We start from the raw sequence: 21377 nt of genomic DNA on the forward strand, positions 1-21377 counted from the left end.
TAGGTGGCGAAGACACCGTGGATCTTAATACCGTAGCAAACGAGGTCATTCAAGGCCTTTGGGGCAATGGACAAGAACGTTTTGACAATCTAACAAATGCCGGATATAATGCGCAAGCAGTTCAAGATCGAGTTAATGAATTGCTATCTTAACAAACTGACTAAAAAACCGGTATAAAATCAAAAATATAGTACACTAGACCGCAGGCTCAGGCTTGCGGTTTTTTTGTTTGCTTAAAAATGGATTTAAAATCCAAGAAATGTAAATCGAATAAACGCTTTTTTGTTAAAGAGTTATAAAAGGAGTTATAAAATTAAATATGGCTTGATTTAATAATGTCTTAGAGACTCCCACCGGCTCCATTATTCCTTGGCATTCTTTCGCATTCCTTGGTAAAACGTTGTTAAATCAACGTTTTTTATTTTTGTCTTTGGTATTCTTCTGCGGAAAAGGAGTCACAGAAGGAGTCAAAAACAGACCCTAAAGCAGACCCTCTTTTTTTAAAAAGGGATACGAAAAAGGATACAACATTTGTCGCATCCTAAAAATCTATGTACTTCGCAAAGCGTTCTCCGGCTCCATTATGAGTTTTTGTGATTTTAAAACTTGTTAGCTGATTTTTTACAATCCAGCGAAATCTTTGATTTCTTGTGCTGACATTGAAGAGTCACAACGAACACTGATTTGTCCACCTGCAATGTGAATAAATCCTGGTACAGTTGGGATTCCGTAGCGTGAACGGAATTCTTGTAACTCATTCAGTTGGCTTGGTTCTTCACTGTTGATGAAGTAGATGTGGGCTTTAGTTTCAGCTACGACACCTGCTAAAGTACCTGCAAATTTACGGCAGTAAGGGCAAGTTTTGCGACCGATAAAGAAGGTTGCAGTTTCTTTTTTATCAAGAGCTTCTTGCGCACGCGCAACTGTAGTGACTTCAAGGTCTTTGATATTATCTAAAAATTGTTCCATGAGATTACCTCGCTTTCATTGATATGTCTAGTATGCCATAAAGTTTCTAAAATTGCTTAGATTTGATACGAAAAAAAGATGAGATTGGTTTTCTCATCTTTTATAGGTGTTTATTTTACAAAAGCATTGATTTCTGCTTCGATGTTAGCAATTTTAGCTTGTGATTCTTCGTTGGTTTCACCTACAACTGCAATGTAGAACTTGATTTTTGGTTCTGTCCCTGAAGGGCGAACGGCAATCCAAGAACCGTCAGCAAGTGTATATTTCAAAACATCACTTGGAGGAGTTGTTAAGTTTGTAACAGTACCGTCAGCAGCAGTAGCAGTTTGTGCCTTGAAGTCTTCTACGATAGTGATAGCTGTTGCGTTCCATTCTTTTGGAGCATTGTTACGGAATTTAGCCATAATCGCTTTGATTTGTTCAGCACCATCGACACCTGAAAGGGTAACAGAGATAGTCTTTTCTGCATAGTAGCCGTACTCTTTGTAGATTTCTTCGATGCCGTCCGCAAGTGTTAAACCACGTGAACGGTAGTAGGCAGCAAGTTCAGCAACGACAAGGACGGCTTGGATTGCATCTTTATCACGTACAAATGGTTTAATCAAGTAACCGAAGCTTTCTTCAAATCCCATCATGTAAGTGTGATTGTGTTTTTCTTCGAATTCTTGGATTTTTTCAGCGATAAATTTGAAACCAGTCAGAACGTTGAACATGGTTGCTCCGTAGCTTTCAGCGATCTTCGTTACCAAGTCAGTTGATACGATAGATTTACATAGGGCTGCATTTTCAGGAAGAGTTCCAGCGTTTTTGTGGGCTTCCAAGATGTATTTTGCCATGATAGCACCGATTTGGTTACCTGATAGGTTGAGGTAGCTACCATCTTTTTGAAGAACTTCAACACCAACACGGTCAGCATCTGGGTCAGTTGCCACAAGAACATCTGCACCAACTTTACGACCAAGTTCTTCAGCAAGGGCAAAGGCTGCTTGGCTTTCTGGGTTTGGAGATTTTACAGTTGAGAAGTTAGGGTCAGCAGTTGCTTGCGCTTCAACGACTTGAACAGAGTCAAATCCTGCTTGGGCAAGAGCACGACGAGCCAACATTTCACCAGTACCATGAAGTGGTGTGTAGACAATTTTCATGTCTTTACCAAATTCTTCAATCAAGGCTGGGTTGATGTTTACGTCTTTAACCTCTTTAAGGTATTCTACGTCAACAGCTTCGCCGATAACTTCAATCAAGCCAGAAGCTTTTTCAGCTTCCACATCAGCAACTTCTACCGCAAATGGGTTTTCGATTGCACGGATATAAGTAGTCAAAGCGTCTGCATCATGTGGAGGCATTTGTCCACCGTCTTCACCGTAAACTTTGTAACCGTTAAATGGTGCAGGATTGTGGCTAGCTGTGACCATGATACCCGCGAAACAGTTGAGGTGACGAACTGCAAATGATAGTTCTGGAGTTGGACGAAGGCTTTCAAATACATAAGATTTGATACCATGTTTAGCAAGAACTGCCGCAGATTCAAAGGCAAACTCAGGTGAGAAGTGACGGCTATCGTAGGCGATTGCGACACCACGTTCTTTTTCGTTTCCACCTTTTGATTCAATCAAACGAGCCAAACCTTCAGTAGCTTGGCGAACAACGTAGATGTTGATGCGGTTTGTACCAGCACCAATCAAGCCACGCATACCTGCAGTACCAAATTCAAGATTTGTATAGAAGGCATCTTCCTTTGTTTTTTCATCCATATTTTCCAAATCTTGACGAAGGTAGTCAGGAAGCTCCGCAAAATCAACCCATTTCTGGTAATTTTCTTGGTAAGACATTAAAATTCTCCTTTTTGTAAATTGTTTTAACCGTTCACATTATAGCACTTTTTAGCGTTTTAGTAAAACGGTAGCATAATTTTCAGAAAAGTAGTGACATATGCCTGTTTATCAAGTCTTGAATGCCTTAGGGAAACATGCTATACTACTTGTATGATTATTTTACAAGCTAATAAAATTGAACGTTCTTTTGCAGGAGAGGTTCTTTTTGATAATATCAACCTGCAGGTTGATGAACGTGATCGGATTGCCCTTGTTGGGAAAAATGGTGCAGGTAAGTCTACTCTTTTAAAGATCTTAGTTGGAGAAGAGGAACCAACTAGTGGAGAAATCAATAAGAAAAAAGATATTTCTCTGTCTTACCTAGCCCAAGATAGCCGTTTTGAGTCTGAAAATACCATCTACGATGAAATGCTTCATGTCTTTGATGACTTGCGTCAAACTGAGAAACAACTTCGTCAGATGGAATTGGAGATGGGTGAAAAGTCTGGTGAGGATTTGGATAAACTGATGTCAGATTACGATCGCTTATCTGAGAATTTTCGTCAAGCAGGCGGCTTTACTTATGAAGCTGATATCCGTGCTATTTTGAATGGATTCAAGTTTGACGAATCTATGTGGCAGATGAAAATAGCTGAACTTTCTGGTGGTCAAAATACCCGTCTGGCGCTGGCCCAAATGCTCCTTGAAAAGCCTAATCTCTTGGTCTTGGACGAGCCAACCAACCACTTGGATATCGAAACTATCGCCTGGCTAGAGAATTACTTGGTAAATTATAGCGGTGCCCTCATTATTGTCAGTCATGACCGCTATTTCTTGGACAAGGTTGCGACAATTACGCTGGATTTGACTAAGCATTCCTTGGATCGTTATGTGGGCAATTACTCTCGTTTTGTCGTGCTGAAGGAGCAAAAACTAGCTACTGAGGCAAAAAACTATGAAAAGCAGCAGAAGGAGATCGCTGCTCTGGAAGACTTTGTCAATCGCAATCTAGTCCGAGCTTCAACGACCAAACGTGCCCAATCTCGCCGAAAACAACTGGAAAAAATGGAACGTTTGGACAAGCCTGAAGCTGGTAAGAAATCAGCCAACATGACCTTCCAGTCTGAAAAAACGTCTGGTAATGTTGTTTTGACTGTTGAAAATGCGGCTATTGGCTATGATGGGGAAGTACTGTCAGAGCCTATCAACTTAGACCTTCGTAAGATGAATGCTGTTGCTATCGTTGGTCCCAATGGTATCGGCAAGTCAACTTTTATTAAATCAATCGTGGACCAGATTCCTTTTATCAAGGGTGAAAAGCGATTTGGAGCTAATGTTGAGGTGGGTTACTATGACCAAACCCAAAGCAAGCTGACACCAAGTAATACTGTACTGGATGAACTCTGGAATGATTTTAAACTGACACCAGAAGTTGAAATCCGTAACCGTCTTGGTGCCTTCCTTTTCTCAGGAGATGATGTTAAAAAATCAGTTGGCATGTTGTCAGGTGGCGAGAAGGCTCGTTTGCTTTTGGCTAAATTGTCTATGGAGAACAACAACTTCTTGATTCTGGATGAGCCGACCAACCACTTGGATATTGATAGCAAGGAAGTGCTAGAAAATGCCTTGATTGAATTTGATGGAACCTTACTCTTTGTCAGCCACGACCGTTACTTTATCAATCGTGTTGCTACCCATGTTTTAGAATTATCTGAGAATGGATCAACTCTCTACCTTGGAGATTACGACTACTATGTTGAGAAGAAAGCAGAAGTAGAAATGATTCAGGCTGAGGAAGCTTCAACTAGCAATCAAGCAAAAGAATCAAGTCCAGTTAATGACTATCAGGCCCAGAAAGAAAGTCAAAAAGAAGTTCGTAAACTCATGCGACAAATCGAAAGTCTAGAAACTGAAATCGAAGAGTTAGAAAGTCAAAGCCAAGCCATTTCTGAACAAATGTTGGAAACAAACGATGCCGAAAAACTCATGGAATTGCAGGCTGAGCTGGATAAAATCAGCCATCGTCAGGAAGAAGCCATGCTTGAGTGGGAAGAATTATCAGAGCAGGTGTAAAGATGGAACATCTTGGAAAAGTATTTCGTGAATTTCGGACAAGTGGCAATTATTCTTTAAAGGAGGCAGCAGGCGAGTCTTGCTCTACCTCTCAATTATCTCGCTTTGAGCTTGGGGAGTCTGATTTAGCAGTCTCACGTTTCTTTGAGATTTTGGATAACATTCATGTAACAATCGAAAATTTCATGGATAAGGCAAGGGATTTTCATAATCATGAACATGTGTCTATGATGGCGCAGATTATCCCACTTTACTACTCAAATGATATTGTAGGTTTTCAAAAGCTTCAAGAAGAACAACTTGAAAAGGCTAAGAGTTCTATCAATCCTCTTTATTTTGAGTTGAACTGGATTTTGCTACAAGGTCTGGTTTGTCAAAGAGATTCGACTTATGAGATGACGCAGGATGATTTGGATAAGGTAGCAGATTATCTCTTCAAAACAGAAGAATGGACCATGTATGAGTTGATTCTTTTCGGGAACCTCTATAGTTTCTACGATGTGGACTATGTCACACGGATTGGTAGAGAAGTTATGGAGAGGGAAGAATTTTACCAAGAGATTGGGCGTCATAAGAGATTGGTTTTGATTTTGGCCCTCAATTGTTACCAGCATTGTTTAGAGCATTCTTCTTTTGATAATGCTAGCTATTTCGAGGCTTATACAGAGAAGATTATTGGTAAAAACATTAGTCTTTATGAACGAAATATTTTACATTACTTAAAAGGTTTTGCCTTGTACCAAAAAGGAAAGTGTAAAGAAGGTTGTAGCCAAATGCAAGAAGCCATGCATATTTTTGACGTGCTAGGTCTTCCAGAGCAAGTAGCCTACTATCAAGAACACTACGAAAAATTTGTCAAAGATTAATTTTCCCAAATAAGGGAAAAAATAAAAAGCTCCTTTCGGTTTTGATACAATAGTTTCAAAATTTGAGAGGAGTTTTTATATGAATCGCTATGCAGTACAGTTGATTAGCCGCGGAGCTGTTAACAAGATAGGGAATATGCTCTATGATTATGGAAATAGTGTCTGGTTGGCTTCCATGGGGACTATCGGACAGACAGTTTTAGGAATGTATCAGATTTCTGAACTCGTCACATCTATTCTCGTAAATCCTTTTGGTGGAGTTATATCAGACCGTTTTTCTCGTCGTAAGATTTTAATGACGACAGACCTTGTTTGTGGGATTCTTTGTCTGGCTATTTCTTTTATAAGGAATGACAGCTGGATGATTGGAGCTTTGATTTTTGCCAATATTGTGCAGGCTATTGCTTTTGCCTTTTCTAGACCGGCAAATAAGGCCATTATCACAGAATTGGTAGAGAAGGATGAACTGGTCCTCTACAATTCTCGTTTGGAATTAGTGATGCAGGTTGTCAGTGTGAGTTCCCCTGTACTATCTTTTCTGGTCTTACAATTTGCAAGTCTTCGCATTACCTTGGTATTAGATGCCCTTAGTTTTTTTCTCGCTTTTGGCTTAGTAGCCTTGCTTCCAAAGAAAGAAGAGAAGACTTTGGGGGAGAAGAAACTTACATTCAAAGTTATTTTTTCTGATATCAAGGAGGGAGTTCACTATATTGTGAAGCAAAAGGAAATCTTCTTTTTGTTAGTCATGGCTTCAAGTGTCAATTTTTTCTTCGCAGCTTTTAATTACCTCCTTCCCTTTTCAAATCAGCTCTATGGAGTACAAGGTGCCTATGCTACTATTTTAACAATGGGTGCTATTGGGTCTATTGTTGGGGCGCTGCTAGCTAGTAAGATTAAAGCTAGTATGGAAATGCTTCTGTTTTTGTTGGCTCTGACTGGACTTGGGGTGATGATAATGGGATTTACCCTCCCATCCTATCTTACTTTTTCAGGTAATTTCGTTTGTGAATTGTTTATGACGATTTTCAATATTCACTTTTTTACTCAAGTACAAACTAAGGTTGAAGGTGAATATCTTGGTAGAGTTCTCAGTTCGATTTATACCTTAGCTATACTATTTATGCCTATTGCAACAGGTTTAATGACCTGGCTTCCAAGTGTCCATCTTTATTCTTTCTTAATTATAGGACTTGGAGTTGTCGCCTTATCCTTCTTAGCTCTAGGCTATGTACGAACTCATTTCAAAAAAGAGCTATAAGTCTGTTTGAGTTTTAAAAATAATTCCAATCTAAGTGTTTTTTCCGCCCTTCTCGTTTGTGAGGAGGGCTTACTTTATGGTAAAATGGTTTTATGAATAAAAGAATGAATGAGTTGGTCGCCTTGCTCAATCGCTATGCGACTGAGTACTATACCAGCGATAATCCGTCGGTTTCAGATAGTGAGTATGACCGCCTTTACCGTGAGTTGGTTGAGTTGGAGGCTGCCTATCCAGAGCAAGTATTAGCAGACAGTCCGACCCATCGTGTTGGTGGCAAGGTCTTAGATGGTTTTGAAAAATACAGTCATCAGTATCCTCTTTATAGTTTGCAGGATGCTTTTTCACGTGAGGAGCTTGAAGCTTTTGACGCGCGTGTTCGTAAGGAAGTGGCTCATCCAACCTATATTTGTGAGCTGAAAATTGACGGCTTGTCTATCTCGCTGACTTATGAAAAGGGGATTTTAGTTGCAGGTGCAACGCGTGGAGACGGTTCTATTGGGGAAAATATCACAGAAAATCTTAAGCGTGTTAAGGATATTCCTTTGACCTTGCCAGAAGAACTTGATATTACAGTTCGTGGGGAATGTTACATGCCACGCGCTTCTTTTGACCAGGTCAACCAAGCTCGCCAAGAAAATGGAGAGCCTGAATTTGCCAATCCTCGTAATGCGGCGGCAGGCACCCTGCGTCAGCTGGATACAGCAGTAGTTGCCAAGCGCAATCTTGCCACTTTCCTCTATCAAGAAGTCAGTCCTTCAACTCGTGATAGTCAAGAAAAGGTTTTGAAGCACCTAGAACAACTAGGTTTTGTGGTCAATCCTAAGCGAATTTTGGCTGAAAGCATGGATGAGATTTGGAATTTTATCCAAGAAGTAGGAGAGGAACGGGACAATCTGCCTTATGATATCGATGGGGTGGTGATCAAGGTCAATGACCTAGCAGGTCAAGAAGAACTTGGTTTTACCGTTAAGGCTCCAAAGTGGGCAGTAGCCTACAAGTTTCCTGCTGAGGAAAAAGAAGCCCAACTTTTATCAGTTGATTGGACGGTTGGTCGTACTGGCGTTGTGACTCCAACTGCCAATCTAACACCAGTACAACTAGCTGGTACAACTGTTAGCCGTGCGACCCTGCACAATGTGGATTATATTGCTGAAAAAGATATCCGCAAAGACGACACGGTTATCGTTTATAAGGCTGGAGATATTATCCCTGCTGTTTTACGAGTGGTAGAGTCCAAGCGGGTTTCTGAAGAAAAACTAGATATCCCTACAAACTGTCCAAGTTGTAACTCTGACTTGTTGCACTTTGAAGATGAAGTGGCTCTGCGTTGTATCAATCCGCGTTGTCCTGCTCAAATCATGGAAGGTTTGATTCATTTTGCTTCTCGTGATGCTATGAATATTACAGGCCTTGGTCCATCAGTAGTTGAGAAACTATTTGCTGCTAATCTGGTTAAGGATGTGGCGGATATTTATCGTTTGAAAGAAGAAGATTTCCTTCTTTTAGAGGGTGTTAAGGAAAAGTCTGCTGCTAAACTGTATCAAGCCATTCAAGCATCTAAGGAAAACTCTGCTGAAAAACTCTTGTTTGGACTAGGGATTCGCCATGTCGGCAGTAAGGCCAGTCAGCTTTTACTTCAACATTTTCTCTCGATTGAAAATCTGGCCCAGGCAGATCCAGATGAAGTGGCTAGTATTGAGAGTCTGGGTGGTGTGATTGCCAAGAGTCTCCAGACTTATTTTGCGACAGAAGGCTCTGAAATTCTCCTAAGAGAATTGAAAGAAGCTGGAGTCAATCTGGCCTACAAAGGTCAGACTGTAGTAGCAGATGCAGCCTTGTCAGGTTTGACCGTGGTATTGACTGGAAAATTGGAACGTCTCAAGCGCTCAGAAGCTAAAAGTAAACTCGAAAGTCTAGGTGCCAAGGTAACAGGCAGTGTGTCTAAAAAGACCGACCTCGTCGTTGCAGGTACAGATGCTGGAAGTAAACTTCAAAAGGCACAAGAACTTGGTATCGAGGTTCGAGATGAAGCTTGGCTAGAAAGCTTGTAATAATCGTTTAAAATCAGAGCTTAGATAATATAACTATGTGTGTTAATCGGGACAAAATCGATCAAGAATTTATTAGTGAACTAGAAACAAATTAAGAAGTAAAAAGGAAAAATAAAAAATGTTTAATTACCCTATTCGCATTCATTACCATCGCAAGAATGGAGAATACGACACTTGCTCTTTTGTAAAAAGTCAGGACCAGCGGATTGATTTGCTGACCTACAAAGAAGATTATTTTGGTGCTTTATTTAGTTTTGAACACCCAAGTTCTCATGCCTTAGAAAGCTTGAATTTTGTGGTTCATACAGGTCAAACCAGTAAAGAATATGCTATCCGTTTTAATCACTATCCCCTCTTAACAGAGGTCTGGATTTTGGAAGGGGATGATAGAATTTATTATTCTGAAAATCCTGCTATTGCCAGTCCTTTCTATAAAAATCAAAATCCTTTTGCCTTTGACAAGGCTATCAATAGCGCTAGTTTCGACCACCACTGGGGCTACCAAGGTGAATTGGGTTGCCGTGTAGAGGACAATCAGGCTCATTTTGCTCTCTGGGCTCCAACAGCGACAGAAGTGCAGGTTGTCGTTTATGGATCAGCTGCTAATGATGCTCCTGTTTGGAAGATTTTTGATATGGAGAGAGGCAATAGCTACTCTTATAATCATAAGGACAATACAATCGGTGTCTGGAGTTTGGATGTTGAGGAAGATTTGACTGGTAAGGCTTATCAGTATCAAGTCCAATTTCCTCACCACCAAACACTGACACGCGATCCTTACACCATCGCGACCAGTCCTGATGGCAAACGTTCAGCTATCCTGAGCCATGAAGAAAAGCAAGTTGAAAATTTCGAGGTTAAGCATGGTTCTGAGGCTACTTGGCGTTTGAAAAATCCATGTAAGGCAGTTATTTGTGAAATGCACATTCGTGATTTGACCAAATCACCGACCTCAGGTGTGGATGAACATCTTCGCGGAACTTTCTTGGGTGCTGCTCAGACTGGAACGGTTAACCAGTATGGCCAGTCAACTGCTTTTGATTACATCAAGAAGATCGGCTACAATTATGTTCAGTTGCAACCAATTGCAGACCGTCACAAAGAATATGATGCGGATGGGAATGTAACCTACAACTGGGGTTATGATCCACAAAACTATAACGCGCCAGAAACTAGTTTTTCAACTAATCCAGACGACCCAGCTCAGGTTATTCGTGATTTGAAGACCATGGTTCAAGCTTACCACGATGCGGGTATTGGTGTTATTATGGATGTGGTCTATAACCATACCTTCTCAGTTGTTGATGCACCTTTCCAAACAACTGTCCCTGATTACTATTATCGTATGAATCCAGACGGTACCTTCCAGAATGGAACGGGTGTTGGAAATGAAACAGCCAGCGAACATGAAATGTTCCGCAAGTATATGATTGATTCCCTCCTATACTGGGTACAGGAATACAATATTGACGGCTTCCGTTTTGACTTGATGGGGATTCATGATGTCAAGACTATGCAGATGATTCGTCAGAGTTTGGATGAAATTGACCCTAACATTATCCTTTATGGAGAAGGTTGGGACATGGGAACAGGTCTTGCCCCTTATGATAAGGCTAAGAAAGACAACGCCTACGAAATGCCAAATATTGGTTTCTTTAATGACAATCAGCGTGATGCTGTCAAAGGTGGAGAAGTTTACGGTGCAATTAAATCAGGTTTTGTCAGCGGTGCTGCGACAGAGCCAATTCTTGCCAAAGCAATCCTAGGCAGTCGTGAATTAGGAACCTATACACATCCAAATCAAGTACTTAACTATGTGGAAGCCCATGACAATTACAATCTTCACGATTTATTGGCAACTCTTCATCCAGACCAAAGTTCAGAACAAATCATGCGCAAGGTTGAGACAGCCACAGCTATGAACCTACTCATGCAAGGGATGGCCTTTATGGAAATCGGTCAAGAATTTGGTCGTACCAAACTAGTTGCGACTGGTGAAAATGGTGAGTTGACCCATGATGATAGAGAGCGTGCTATGAATAGCTATAATGCTCCAGACAGTGTGAACCAAGTGAACTGGGACTTGATTAATGAGCGTCAAGATAGTATTGAGTTTATCCGTCAGATGATTCGATTGAAGACAGGAACCGGTGCCTTTTCTTACCCTACTTATGATGAAATTTACCATCATGTTTTTGTTCATTCAGCAAATGAACATAGTGGTTTGATTGTCTATGAGATTCAAGGGAAAGACCATTTACTGGTTGTATTTAATGCTAAAGGACAAGACTTCCAGTTTGAAAATGCTGGAAATCTAGAACTATTGGTGACCAATAGCCATTTAAGTGATAAAGACATGGTTGGTGGCGTTAGCGCCAGCGTCTTTAAAGTCTTGTAGAAAAAATCAAAAGTTTTCAATTGTGTCGTATAATTTCTAGGATATCTTCTTGCTAAAAATTATAAAATTCAATGAAAAATAGTATAGCAAGAAAAAGGTTTAGTTCATCTAAGCCTTTTCTTCTTGTACTGACTGCTTAACAAAAGAGTTCAAATAGTTTGAAAAGTCAAGCTTGTGAAAATAATCTCAAAAATATTGTAAAAAGGGTTGTAATTTTCTGAAAATTTGGTAAAATATATCTTAATCATTTTCAGGAGGACGAGAATTTGACAAGATATAATAATTTAGTAAATGGAGAATGGAAATCATCTAAAAAAGAAATTACGATTTATTCACCAATCAATCAAGAAGAATTAGGGACAGTACCCGCTATGAGCCAAGCAGAAGTAGATGAGGCTATGCAAGCTGCGCGTGCAGCCCTGCCAGCATGGCGAGCTTTATCAGCAGTTGAACGTGCGGCTTATTTGCATAAAACAGCCGCTATTTTAGAACGCGATAAGGAAGAAATTGGTACTATCCTTGCCAAAGAAGTAGCAAAAGGGATTAAAGCAGCAATTGGAGAAGTAGTGCGTACAGCAGACTTGATTCGTTATGCTGCTGAGGAAGGTCTCCGTATCACTGGACAAGCAATGGAAGGTGGTGGTTTTGAGGCGGCAAGTAAAAACAAACTGGCTGTTGTCCGTCGTGAGCCGGTTGGAGTCGTGCTAGCTATTGCTCCCTTTAACTATCCAGTTAATCTTTCTGGTTCTAAGATTGCTCCGGCCTTGATTGCAGGTAATGTGGTTATGTTTAAGCCACCAACACAAGGTTCCATTTCTGGTCTCTTGTTGGCTAAAGCCTTTGAAGAAGCAGGGATTCCAGCAGGTGTTTTCAATACCATTACGGGTCGTGGTTCAGAAATTGGGGATTATATTATTGAGCACAAAGAAGTCAACTTCATCAACTTTACAGGTTCAACTCCAATCGGAGAACGTATTGGTCGTTTAGCTGGTATGCGTCCTATCATGCTGGAGCTTGGTGGGAAAGATGCAGCTCTTGTACTAGAAGATGCAGATTTGGAATATGCTGCCAAGCAAATTGTTGCAGGTGCCTTTAGCTACTCAGGGCAACGTTGCACGGCCATTAAACGTGTTATTGTTCTCGAAAATGTTGCAGATACATTAGTTACTTTGCTTCAAGCAGAGGTTGCTAAATTAACAGTTGGTGACCCATTTGACAATGCTGATATTACACCTGTTATTGACAATGCTTCAGCCGACTTTATTTGGGGCTTGATTGAGGATGCACAAGAAAAAGGGGCTCAGGCTCTTACACCAATCAAACGTGAGGGCAATCTTCTCTGGCCAGTGCTTTTTGACCAAGTTACAAAAGATATGAAAGTCGCATGGGAAGAGCCATTTGGCCCTGTTTTACCAATTATTCGTGTGGCTAATGTAGAAGAAGCAATTGCCTTTGCCAACGAATCTGAATTCGGCCTTCAATCCTCAGTCTTTACAAATGATTTCAAAAAGGCCTTTGAAATTGCTGAAAAACTTGAAGTGGGTACAGTTCATATTAATAATAAAACCCAACGTGGTCCAGATAATTTCCCTTTCCTTGGTGTCAAAGGTTCTGGCGCTGGAGTGCAAGGAATTAAATATAGTATTGAAGCGATGACAAATGTCAAATCCATTGTTTTTGATGTGAAATAAAATATAAAATCAGGAAATTCATTTCCTGGTTTCTTTTTTTACTTTAAAACAACAATTTTATTAGCAAAATAACGAACTTTATGATAGTATTGTAAAAAACAATTCGTTTTCATAATCTGTTTGAAAATTTCTTGATTTACAAGTGAACACATCAGTGAATTTGTTGAAGACTTTCAAAAGATTTTTTTGCAAATTCCGTAATTTACTTGAATCTTCCCTAAAAAGGTAGTATAATAAATCTATAGAAAACGCTTACAGAAAAGAGGGGGTATTATGGATAAAAGAGAAGCTTTGCGCACCTTTATGACAGGAGAAAATTTTCACCTTCAGCATTATCTAGGAGCACATAGGGAAGAACTAAATGGAGAGTACGGTTATACATTTCGTGTGTGGGCTCCCAATGCTCAGGCAGTTCATTTAGTGGGGGATTTCACGAATTGGGTAGAAAATCAAATTCCGATGGAACGAAATGAATTTGGAGTCTGGGAAGTCTTTACCAGCCTTGCTCATGAAGGCCAAATTTACAAGTATCATATCACGCGTGCAAATGGTCATCAGCTGATGAAGATTGACCCCTTGGCTGTACGGTATGAGGCACGACCTGGGACTGGTGCTATTTTAACAGATATTCCAGAAAAGAAATGGAAGGATGGTCTCTGGCTAGCTCGTAGAAAACGTTTGAGCTTTGAAGAGCGACCTGTTAATATTTACGAGGCTCATGCTGGCTCTTGGAAGAGAAATCCTGATGGCATCCCCTATAGTTTTTCTCAATTGAAAGATGAACTCATTCCTTACTTGGTTGAGATGAACTATACTCATATTGAGTTTATGCCCCTGATGTCTCACCCACTAGGTTTGAGTTGGGGCTATCAGCTTATGGGTTACTTTGCTCTAGAGCATGCCTATGGTCGCCCTGAAGAGTTTCAAGATTTTGTTGAGGAATGTCACTTAAATAATATCGGGGTTATTGTAGATTGGGTACCTGGTCACTTTACTATCAATGATGATGCCTTGGCCTATTATGATGGAACACCGACTTTTGAATACCAAGACCATAATAAGGCTCATAACTACGGTTGGGGTGCACTCAATTTTGATCTTGGAAAAAATGAAGTCCAGTCCTTCTTGATTTCGAGCATTAAGTTTTGGATTGACTTTTACCATCTAGATGGTATTCGAGTGGATGCAGTTAGCAACATGCTCTATCTTGACTACGATGATGCTCCATGGACACCTAATAAAGATGGTGGTAATCTCAACTATGAAGGTTATTATTTCCTTCAACGCTTGAATGATGTTATTAAACTAGTTCATCCAGACGTTATGATGATCGCAGAAGAAAGTTCGTCAGCAACCAAGATTACGGGAATGAAAGAGCTTGGTGGTCTAGGATTTGACTACAAGTGGAATATGGGCTGGATGAATGATATCCTCCGATTCTACGAAGAAGACCCTATTTACCGTAAGTATGACTTTAATCTGGTGACTTTCAGCTTTATGTATGTTTTCAAGGAAAACTATCTCCTACCATTCTCGCACGATGAAGTGGTTCACGGTAAGAAGAGTATGATGCATAAGATGTGGGGAGATCGTTATAATCAATTCGCAGGCTTACGCAATCTCTACACTTACCAAATTTGTCACCCTGGTAAGAAATTGCTCTTCATGGGTAGTGAATACGGCCAATTCCTAGAATGGAGATCTGAAGAGCAGTTGGAATGGTCTAATCTAGAAGACCCTATGAATGCTAAGATGAAGTATTTCACTTCTCAGCTAAACCAGTTTTACAAAGATCATCGCTGTCTGTGGGAAATCGATACCAGCTATGATGGTATTGAGATCATTGATGCGGATAATCGAGACCAGAGTGTTCTTTCCTTCATCCGTAAGGGTAAGAAGGGCGACATGCTAGTCTGCGTCTTTAATATGGCACCTGTTGAACGAAAAGATTTTACAATCGGACTACCTGTTGCAGGGATTTATGAAGAAGTCTGGAATACTGAGTTAGAAGAGTGGGGAGGCGTTTGGAAAGAACATAATCAAACTGTTCAAACGCAAGAAGGACTATGGAAAGATTATGAGCAGACCTTGACCTTTACCCTACCGGCTATGGGAGCAAGTGTTTGGAAAATCAAACGCCGCTTGAAATCTGCAAAAACCGTCACAAATAAAAACCAAAAAGGAGTAGAAAATGAAGAATGAAATGTTAGCTTTGATTCTTGCCGGTGGGCAAGGAACTCGTCTCGGAAAACTCACTCAAAACCTTGCGAAACCAGCTGTACAATTTGGCGGACGCTACCGTATCATTGACTTTGCTCTTTCAAACTGTGCCAACTCAGGGATTCACAATGTTGGAGTCATTACACAGTACCAACCTCTTGCTCTCAATAACCATATTGGGAATGGTTCAAGCTGGGGACTAGACGGTATCAATTCTGGTGTCTCTATTCTTCAACCGTATTCTGCAAGTGAAGGAAATCGTTGGTTTGAGGGGACTAGTCACGCTATTTACCAAAATATTGATTATATCGACAGTGTCAACCCTGAGTATGTTTTGATTCTGTCTGGGGACCACATCTACAAAATGGACTATGATGATATGCTCCAGTCTCACAAGGATAATAATGCTAGTTTGACAGTCGCAGTTCTTGATGTTCCTCTGAAAGAAGCAAGTCGTTTTGGTATCATGAACACAGATGCAAACAATCGTATTGTTGAATTTGAAGAAAAACCAGCTCAACCTAAATCGACCAAAGCTTCTATGGGGATCTATATCTTTGATTGGCAACGCCTTCGCAATATGCTTGTTGCTGCTGAAAAGAGCAATGTAGATATGTCAGACTTCGGTAAAAATGTCATTCCAAATTACCTTGAGTCAGGTGAAAGTGTCTATGCCTATGAATTTAAAGGTTACTGGAAAGATGTTGGTACCATTGAGTCACTTTGGGAAGCAAATATGGAGTACATTTCTCCAGAAAATGCCTTGGATAGCCGTAACCGTCAATGGAAGATTTACTCAAGAAACTTAATTTCACCACCAAACTTCCTTGGGGCAAATGCTCATGTGGAAGATTCCTTGGTTGTTGATGGCTGTTTTGTAGATGGAACTGTTAAACATTCTATCCTTTCAACAGGTGCGCAAGTTCGCGAAGGGGCAGAAGTAGTAGATTCAGTTATCATGAGTGGTGCAATTGTTGGTCAGGGAACTAAAATCAAACGTGCCATTATTGGTGAAGGTGCGGTTATTTCTGACGGTGTCGAAATTGATGGAACAGAAGAAGTACAAGTTGTAGGATATAATGAAGTAGTGGGGGTAGCAACAGATGAAGATTGATAAATATTCTGCCATTTTAGGAAATACAGTTGGTTTTCATGATATGTCAACACTGACAGACCACCGTCCAGTAGCTAGTTTGCCATTTGGTGGTAAATATCGCTTGATTGACTTCCCGCTTTCAAGTCTTGCTAATGCAGGTGTCCGTAGTATCTTTGGTATTTTCCAACAAGATAATATCAGTTCTGTCTTTGACCATATCCGTTCAGGACGTGAGTGGGGCTTATCAACTCTTCTCAGTCACTATTATCTAGGTATTTACAATACTCGTGTGGAAAGTAGTACAGTTGGAAAAGAATACTATCATCAGCTTCTTACTTACTTGAAACGTTCCGGCTCAAACCAAACGGTTGCCCTCAACTGTGATGTTTTGATTAATATCGATTTGAACCAAGTTTTCCATCTACACACTACAACAAAGGGACCTATCACTGTAGTTTATAAAAAACTCCCTAAGAAAGATATTTCAGAAGTCAATGCAATCTTGGAAGTGGATGAAACAGACCATGTTCGTTCTCATAGACTCTTTGATAGTAAATCAACAGATGAAGTTTACAATATGTCCACAGATATCTTTGTCGTTGATACACCGTGGTTGATTGAACGTTTAGAAGAAGAAGCTAAAAAAGAACATCCAGAGAAATTGCGCTATGTTTTACGAGATTTGGCTGCAAAAGAAGGGGCTTTTGCCTACGAATACACAGGTTATCTGGCAAATATCCATTCTGTAGAGTCTTATTATCAAGCTAATAAAGATATGCTTGAATCTCAAAAATTCTACTCTCTCTTCTCACCAAATCAAAAGATTTATACAAAGGTCAAAAACGAAGAGCCAACTTATTATGCTAATACATCTAAGGTAAGCACTTCTCAGTTTGCCTCTGGTAGTATCATTGAAGGTCAAGTAGCAAATTCTGTTCTATCACGTAATATTCATGTACACAAGGATAGCTTGGTTAAAGATAGCATCTTATTCCCTCGTGTTGTGATTGGAGAAGGTGCTCAGGTAGAATATGCTATCTTGGACAAGGGTGTGGAAGTTGCAGATGGCGTTGTAATCCGTGGAACTGCAGAACATCCAGTCGTCGTTAAGAAAGGTGCTAAAGTAACAGAGGATATTCATTCATGAAAATTTTATTTGTAGCAGCAGAAGGTGCACCCTTTTCAAAAACAGGTGGTTTGGGAGACGTCATTGGCGCTCTTCCCAAATCACTGGTAAAAGTGGGACATGAAGTTGCAGTGATTCTACCCTACTATGACATGGTAGAGGCTAAATTTGGCAATCAGATTGAAGATGTTCTTCATTTTGAGGTGAGTGTTGGTTGGCGCAGACAGTACTGTGGAATTAAGAAAACAGTTTTGAACGGTGTGACCTTCTACTTTATTGACAACCAATATTATTTCTTCCGTGGTCATGTTTACGGTGATTTTGACGATGGAGAACGTTTCGCTTTCTTCCAACTTGCTGCCATTGAGGCTATGGAAAGAATTGACTTTATCCCTGACCTTCTCCATGTTCATGACTACCATACAGCTATGATTCCTTTCTTGTTAAAGGAAAAATACCGTTGGATTCAAGCCTATGAGGGCATTAAAACTGTTTTAACCATTCATAATTTGGAATTCCAAGGACAATTTTCAGAAGGGATGTTATGGGATTTGTTTGGAGTTGGCTTTGAACGTTATGCTGATGGTACTCTTCGCTGGAACAACTGTCTGAACTGGATGAAGGCTGGTATTCTCTATGCGGATCGTGTTTCAACCGTTTCACCTAGCTATGCCCATGAAATTATGACCAGTCAGTTCGGATGTAACTTGGATCAGATTCTCCGAATGGAGTCTGGTAAAGTTTCTGGTATCGTGAATGGGATTGATGCTGACCTGTATAATCCTCAGACGGATGCTCTTTTAGACTATCATTTTAATCAGGAAGATTTGTCTGGAAAAGCCAAAAACAAGGCAAAATTGCAAGAAAGAGTTGGCTTGCCAGTTAGAGCCGACGTTCCACTGGTGGGAATTGTTTCTCGTTTGACACGTCAAAAAGGTTTTGATGTGGTGGTTGAAAGTCTTCACCATATCTTGCAAGAAGATGTTCAGATTGTTCTTTTGGGAACTGGCGATCCAGCCTTTGAAGGATCTTTTTCATGGTTTGCTCAGATTTACCCAGACAAGCTATCAGCAAATATCACTTTTGATGTCAAACTTGCTCAAGAAATCTACGCTGCTTGTGACCTCTTCCTTATGCCAAGTCGTTTCGAACCGTGTGGCTTGTCTCAAATGATGGCTATGCGTTACGGAACCTTGCCATTAGTTCACGAAGTTGGTGGCTTGCGAGATACCGTTCAAGCCTTTAATCCAATCGAAGGAAGCGGTACTGGCTTTAGCTTCGACAATCTATCTCCTTACTGGTTAAATTGGACTTTCCAAACAGCATTGGACTTGTATAGAAACCATCCTGATATTTGGAAAAAACTACAAAAACAAGCTATGGAATGTGATTTTTCATGGGATACAGCCTGCAGATCATACCTTGACTTGTACCATAGTTTAGTTAATTAATAGATAAAATCGTATGATGGCTTCATACGATTTTTAGGCTGTTTAGATAGGAGAACTGATGTCTCAAGTAAAAGGCTTGTGTGTTATGGATGTTGATGGAACCTTAATCCTAGAAGAAGTAATTGATCTTTTAGGGAGAGAGGCAGGTCGTGAGGAGGAAATTTCGCAGATTACGAGTAAGGCAATGCGAGGAGAGTTGAACTTTGAAAGAAGTTTACGAGACAGAGTGTCCTTGTTGGAAGGCCTTCCTATTTCGATCTTTGATACAGTTTTCAAGTCTATTCATCTAACGCCAAATGTTCAAGAATTCATCTCTATTCTCCAAAAGAATGGCATCCTAGTTGGTCTAGTGTCTGGTGGATTTATACCAATAGTTGAGAGATTAGCAAAATCTCTCGGCATTACCCATTTCTCTGCCAACCAACTTGAAGTCAAAGACGGTCTGTTAACAGGAAAATTAGTTGGACAAATTATCAGTCCCCAGGTCAAAAAAGAGACTCTGGAACAATGGAGAAAGGAACTAAAACTTCCTAAAGAAAGAACGATTGCAATCGGTGATGGGGCCAATGATTTATTAATGTTGAAGTCAGCAGGACTGGGAATTGCTTTTTGTGCCAAAGAAGTACTCAAAAAAGAAATACCACATCATGTTGACAAGAGAGATTTTTTAGAAGTTCTACCTTTGATTGACTTTTTAGAATGAGGGAAAATATGAAGATTGTAATTGCACCAGATTCGTTTAAGGAAAGCTTGACCGCTGAAGAGGTAGCTGAAGCAATAAAAAGAGGCTTCCAACAATCAATAGCAGATGTAGAATGTCTCCTCTGTCCTGTTGGTGATGGGGGAGAAGGTACTGTAGATGCTATTCGGCATTCTCTTGACCTTGAAGAAAAATGGATCCAAGTTACAGGCCCTTTTGGACAAAAAGAAGCCATGTGCTATTTTCAAAAGGGGGGACTGGCACTATTTGAAGTTGCTGATTTAGTTGGCCTTGGAAAAATTCCGCTAGAGAAACGAAATCCACTTCAAATCCAAACTTGTGGTATTGGAGAGTTGATCCGTCATCTCATTGCTCAAGGGATTAAAGATATCTATATCGGCGTTGGTGGCACGGCCAGTAATGACGGAGGAATTGGGATCGCTGCTGGTTTAGGTTATCGATTTTATGATAGGGATGGAAATGTCTTGCCGGCTTGCGGTCAATCCTTATTAAACTTAGGTTCTGTTTCAATAGAAAATCGTTATGAAATTCCTGAAGATGTTCAAATTCGTATTTTAGCAGATGTCGTGAGTCCCTTATGTGGATATCAAGGTGCGACCTACACGTTTGGCAAGCAAAAAGGCCTAGATCCTACTATGTTTGAGGCCGTAGATCAAGCGATCCAAGATTTTTATGAAAAATTCTCACCTGTAACATTGGAAATTAAAGGAGCAGGAGCTGGTGGAGGCATTGCTGGCGGTTTGTGTGCCTTTGCTCAGGCAAATATCGTGTCGGGAATTGATACCTGCTTGTACCTAATCAACTTTGATAAGAAAGTTTTAGATGCTGACTTGGTTATTGTTGGAGAAGGAAGACTAGATCGTCAAAGTTTAGCAGGTAAAGCGCCTATAGGTGTTGCAAAAAGAACCCCTGCCGGAGTTCCTGTTATTGCTATTTGTGGTAGTATTGCTGAAGATTTACCTTCCCTACCATTTGAAAATATCCAAGCGGCTTTTTCAATTTTAGAGAAAAGTAAAGCTTTAGAAGATAGTTTGAAAAATGCCAGTCTCTATCTGGAGCGCACGGCTACCAATATTGGACGTTTATTAAGTCTGAATAAGATTTAGCCAAACCATTTCTTCCATAAGGATGTTTTGGATGGTTCTTCCTTTTTAACTTCCCAAAGTTTTGCAAAAGCAAGTCGAAGATCCTTTTCTTCTACTTGAACGGGTGCATTGCTATGGATAACCAGACCGAAGGGAGAAGTAGTATGCTCTTCAGATACTATGGTGGCTTGACTATCAGTTTCTTTTGCTTCTTTTAAGTAGAAAACTTGCTTGTCAAATTCGATAGTTGGAGAAATCTTCACAAATAGTGGCTCTGCTTTTTCCTGAAGGTTTTCTAAAATAGATAAAAAGCCTTTTTCTAGCTGAGGGCTATTTGCTGTATCAATATCTGCATATCCAAGAACTCTTTCCTCAAAGGTACCAAGATAGCGTCTTTGCTCATCTGGATTTAATTTTGGCCCACCATGAGCTTTTTCAAGTAATTGTTTTGATAAATCTGTCATGAAAACAGTATATCATAAAAGTTAGAATAAAACAGACAAAAGAAAGCGATTACTTTATAAAGTTAAGGAAAATTTGCACAAAGATAACATTTTTTCT

16 protein-coding genes are annotated in these 21377 nt (G+C 40.2%); 13 read left to right on the plus strand and 3 right to left on the minus strand.

Annotated elements, in window-relative coordinates; all coding sequences use genetic code 11:
- Window positions 1–17: 17 nt before the first annotated feature.
- Entirely contained in the window at window positions 18–152 is a 135-nt protein-coding gene (locus N8M09_RS00005; RefSeq protein WP_261062869.1) for a hypothetical protein, read from the plus strand.
- Between the two features lie 469 nt (window positions 153–621).
- Here the strand turns inward: N8M09_RS00005 and N8M09_RS00010 are convergent, their stop codons facing one another.
- A complete protein-coding gene (locus N8M09_RS00010) occupies window positions 622–969 on the minus strand; it encodes a DUF6568 family protein (RefSeq protein WP_261062729.1) in 348 nt (115 codons plus the stop codon).
- A 110-nt stretch (window positions 970–1079) separates the two neighbouring features.
- Window positions 1080–2798 carry a phospho-sugar mutase gene (locus N8M09_RS00015; protein WP_261044764.1) on the minus strand — a complete coding sequence of 573 codons (1719 nt, stop codon included), beginning with the start codon at window positions 2796–2798 and terminating at the stop codon, window positions 1080–1082.
- A gap of 153 nt (window positions 2799–2951) precedes the next feature.
- On the opposite strand from N8M09_RS00015, the gene N8M09_RS00020 reads away from it, so the two are divergent.
- The 12 genes from N8M09_RS00020 (at window position 2952) to N8M09_RS00075 (ending at window position 20837) form a co-directional block, all read left to right on the plus strand.
- A complete protein-coding gene (locus tag N8M09_RS00020; protein WP_261062730.1) occupies window positions 2952–4853 on the plus strand; it encodes an ABC transporter ATP-binding protein in 1902 nt (633 codons plus the stop codon).
- 2 nt (window positions 4854–4855) lie between these two features.
- A complete protein-coding gene (locus N8M09_RS00025) occupies window positions 4856–5719 on the plus strand; it encodes an Rgg family transcriptional regulator (protein WP_261062731.1) in 864 nt (287 codons plus the stop codon).
- A 79-nt stretch (window positions 5720–5798) separates the two neighbouring features.
- A complete protein-coding gene (locus N8M09_RS00030) occupies window positions 5799–6977 on the plus strand; it encodes an MFS transporter (protein WP_261062732.1) in 1179 nt (392 codons plus the stop codon).
- A 92-nt stretch (window positions 6978–7069) separates the two neighbouring features.
- Entirely contained in the window at window positions 7070–9028 is a 1959-nt protein-coding gene (ligA, locus tag N8M09_RS00035) for an NAD-dependent DNA ligase LigA (RefSeq protein ID WP_261062733.1), read from the plus strand.
- 118 nt (window positions 9029–9146) lie between these two features.
- Window positions 9147–11426: a type I pullulanase gene (pulA, locus tag N8M09_RS00040; protein WP_261062734.1), complete on the plus strand. Its 2280-nt coding sequence runs from the start codon at window positions 9147–9149 to the stop codon at window positions 11424–11426.
- Between the two features lie 266 nt (window positions 11427–11692).
- Window positions 11693–13117: an NADP-dependent glyceraldehyde-3-phosphate dehydrogenase gene (locus N8M09_RS00045; protein ID WP_261062735.1), complete on the plus strand. Its 1425-nt coding sequence runs from the start codon at window positions 11693–11695 to the stop codon at window positions 13115–13117.
- Window positions 13118–13390: 273 nt separating this feature from the next.
- Complete coding sequence (gene glgB / locus N8M09_RS00050; protein ID WP_261062736.1) at window positions 13391–15319, plus strand: 1,4-alpha-glucan branching protein GlgB; 1929 nt, start codon at window positions 13391–13393, stop codon at window positions 15317–15319.
- Window positions 15309–16451, plus strand: a complete 1143-nt coding sequence (locus tag N8M09_RS00055; protein WP_261062737.1) for a glucose-1-phosphate adenylyltransferase — start codon at window positions 15309–15311, stop codon at window positions 16449–16451. The genes glgB and N8M09_RS00055 overlap by 11 nt, the downstream gene beginning before the upstream one ends.
- Window positions 16441–17580 carry a glucose-1-phosphate adenylyltransferase subunit GlgD gene (gene glgD / locus N8M09_RS00060; RefSeq protein WP_261062738.1) on the plus strand — a complete coding sequence of 380 codons (1140 nt, stop codon included), beginning with the start codon at window positions 16441–16443 and terminating at the stop codon, window positions 17578–17580. The genes N8M09_RS00055 and glgD overlap by 11 nt, the downstream gene beginning before the upstream one ends.
- Window positions 17577–19010 carry a glycogen synthase GlgA gene (gene glgA / locus N8M09_RS00065; protein ID WP_261062739.1) on the plus strand — a complete coding sequence of 478 codons (1434 nt, stop codon included), beginning with the start codon at window positions 17577–17579 and terminating at the stop codon, window positions 19008–19010. The genes glgD and glgA overlap by 4 nt, the downstream gene beginning before the upstream one ends.
- A gap of 58 nt (window positions 19011–19068) precedes the next feature.
- A complete protein-coding gene (serB, locus tag N8M09_RS00070; RefSeq protein WP_261062740.1) occupies window positions 19069–19713 on the plus strand; it encodes a phosphoserine phosphatase SerB in 645 nt (214 codons plus the stop codon).
- A gap of 8 nt (window positions 19714–19721) precedes the next feature.
- Window positions 19722–20837, plus strand: a complete 1116-nt coding sequence (locus N8M09_RS00075; RefSeq protein WP_261062741.1) for a glycerate kinase — start codon at window positions 19722–19724, stop codon at window positions 20835–20837.
- On the opposite strand, the gene N8M09_RS00080 is transcribed toward N8M09_RS00075, so the two are convergent.
- Window positions 20834–21280 carry a YueI family protein gene (locus N8M09_RS00080; protein WP_000131090.1) on the minus strand — a complete coding sequence of 149 codons (447 nt, stop codon included), beginning with the start codon at window positions 21278–21280 and terminating at the stop codon, window positions 20834–20836. The genes N8M09_RS00075 and N8M09_RS00080 overlap by 4 nt on opposite strands.
- Between the last annotated feature and the right edge of the window lie 97 nt (window positions 21281–21377).

It is taken from the genome of Streptococcus mitis (assembly GCF_946190375.1).
GTDB classification, from domain to species: Bacteria; Bacillota; Bacilli; order Lactobacillales; family Streptococcaceae; genus Streptococcus; species Streptococcus mitis_CJ.

Bases quoted from the DNA above. Each gene is read 5' to 3' on its own strand.
- N8M09_RS00010 (WP_261062729.1), bottom strand. From the start codon at position 969: ATGGAACAATTTTTAGATAATATCAAAGACCTTGAAGTCACTACAGTT.
- N8M09_RS00015 (WP_261044764.1), bottom strand. From the start codon at position 2,798: ATGTCTTACCAAGAAAATTACCAGAAATGGGTTGATTTTGCGGAGCTT.
- N8M09_RS00020 (WP_261062730.1), top strand. From the start codon at position 2,952: ATGATTATTTTACAAGCTAATAAAATTGAACGTTCTTTTGCAGGAGAG.
- N8M09_RS00025 (WP_261062731.1), top strand. From the start codon at position 4,856: ATGGAACATCTTGGAAAAGTATTTCGTGAATTTCGGACAAGTGGCAAT.
- N8M09_RS00030 (WP_261062732.1), top strand. From the start codon at position 5,799: ATGAATCGCTATGCAGTACAGTTGATTAGCCGCGGAGCTGTTAACAAG.
- ligA (WP_261062733.1), top strand. From the start codon at position 7,070: ATGAATAAAAGAATGAATGAGTTGGTCGCCTTGCTCAATCGCTATGCG.
- pulA (WP_261062734.1), top strand. From the start codon at position 9,147: ATGTTTAATTACCCTATTCGCATTCATTACCATCGCAAGAATGGAGAA.
- glgB (WP_261062736.1), top strand. From the start codon at position 13,391: ATGGATAAAAGAGAAGCTTTGCGCACCTTTATGACAGGAGAAAATTTT.
- N8M09_RS00055 (WP_261062737.1), top strand. From the start codon at position 15,309: ATGAAGAATGAAATGTTAGCTTTGATTCTTGCCGGTGGGCAAGGAACT.
- glgD (WP_261062738.1), top strand. From the start codon at position 16,441: ATGAAGATTGATAAATATTCTGCCATTTTAGGAAATACAGTTGGTTTT.
- glgA (WP_261062739.1), top strand. From the start codon at position 17,577: ATGAAAATTTTATTTGTAGCAGCAGAAGGTGCACCCTTTTCAAAAACA.
- serB (WP_261062740.1), top strand. From the start codon at position 19,069: ATGTCTCAAGTAAAAGGCTTGTGTGTTATGGATGTTGATGGAACCTTA.
- N8M09_RS00075 (WP_261062741.1), top strand. From the start codon at position 19,722: ATGAAGATTGTAATTGCACCAGATTCGTTTAAGGAAAGCTTGACCGCT.
- N8M09_RS00080 (WP_000131090.1), bottom strand. From the start codon at position 21,280: ATGACAGATTTATCAAAACAATTACTTGAAAAAGCTCATGGTGGGCCA.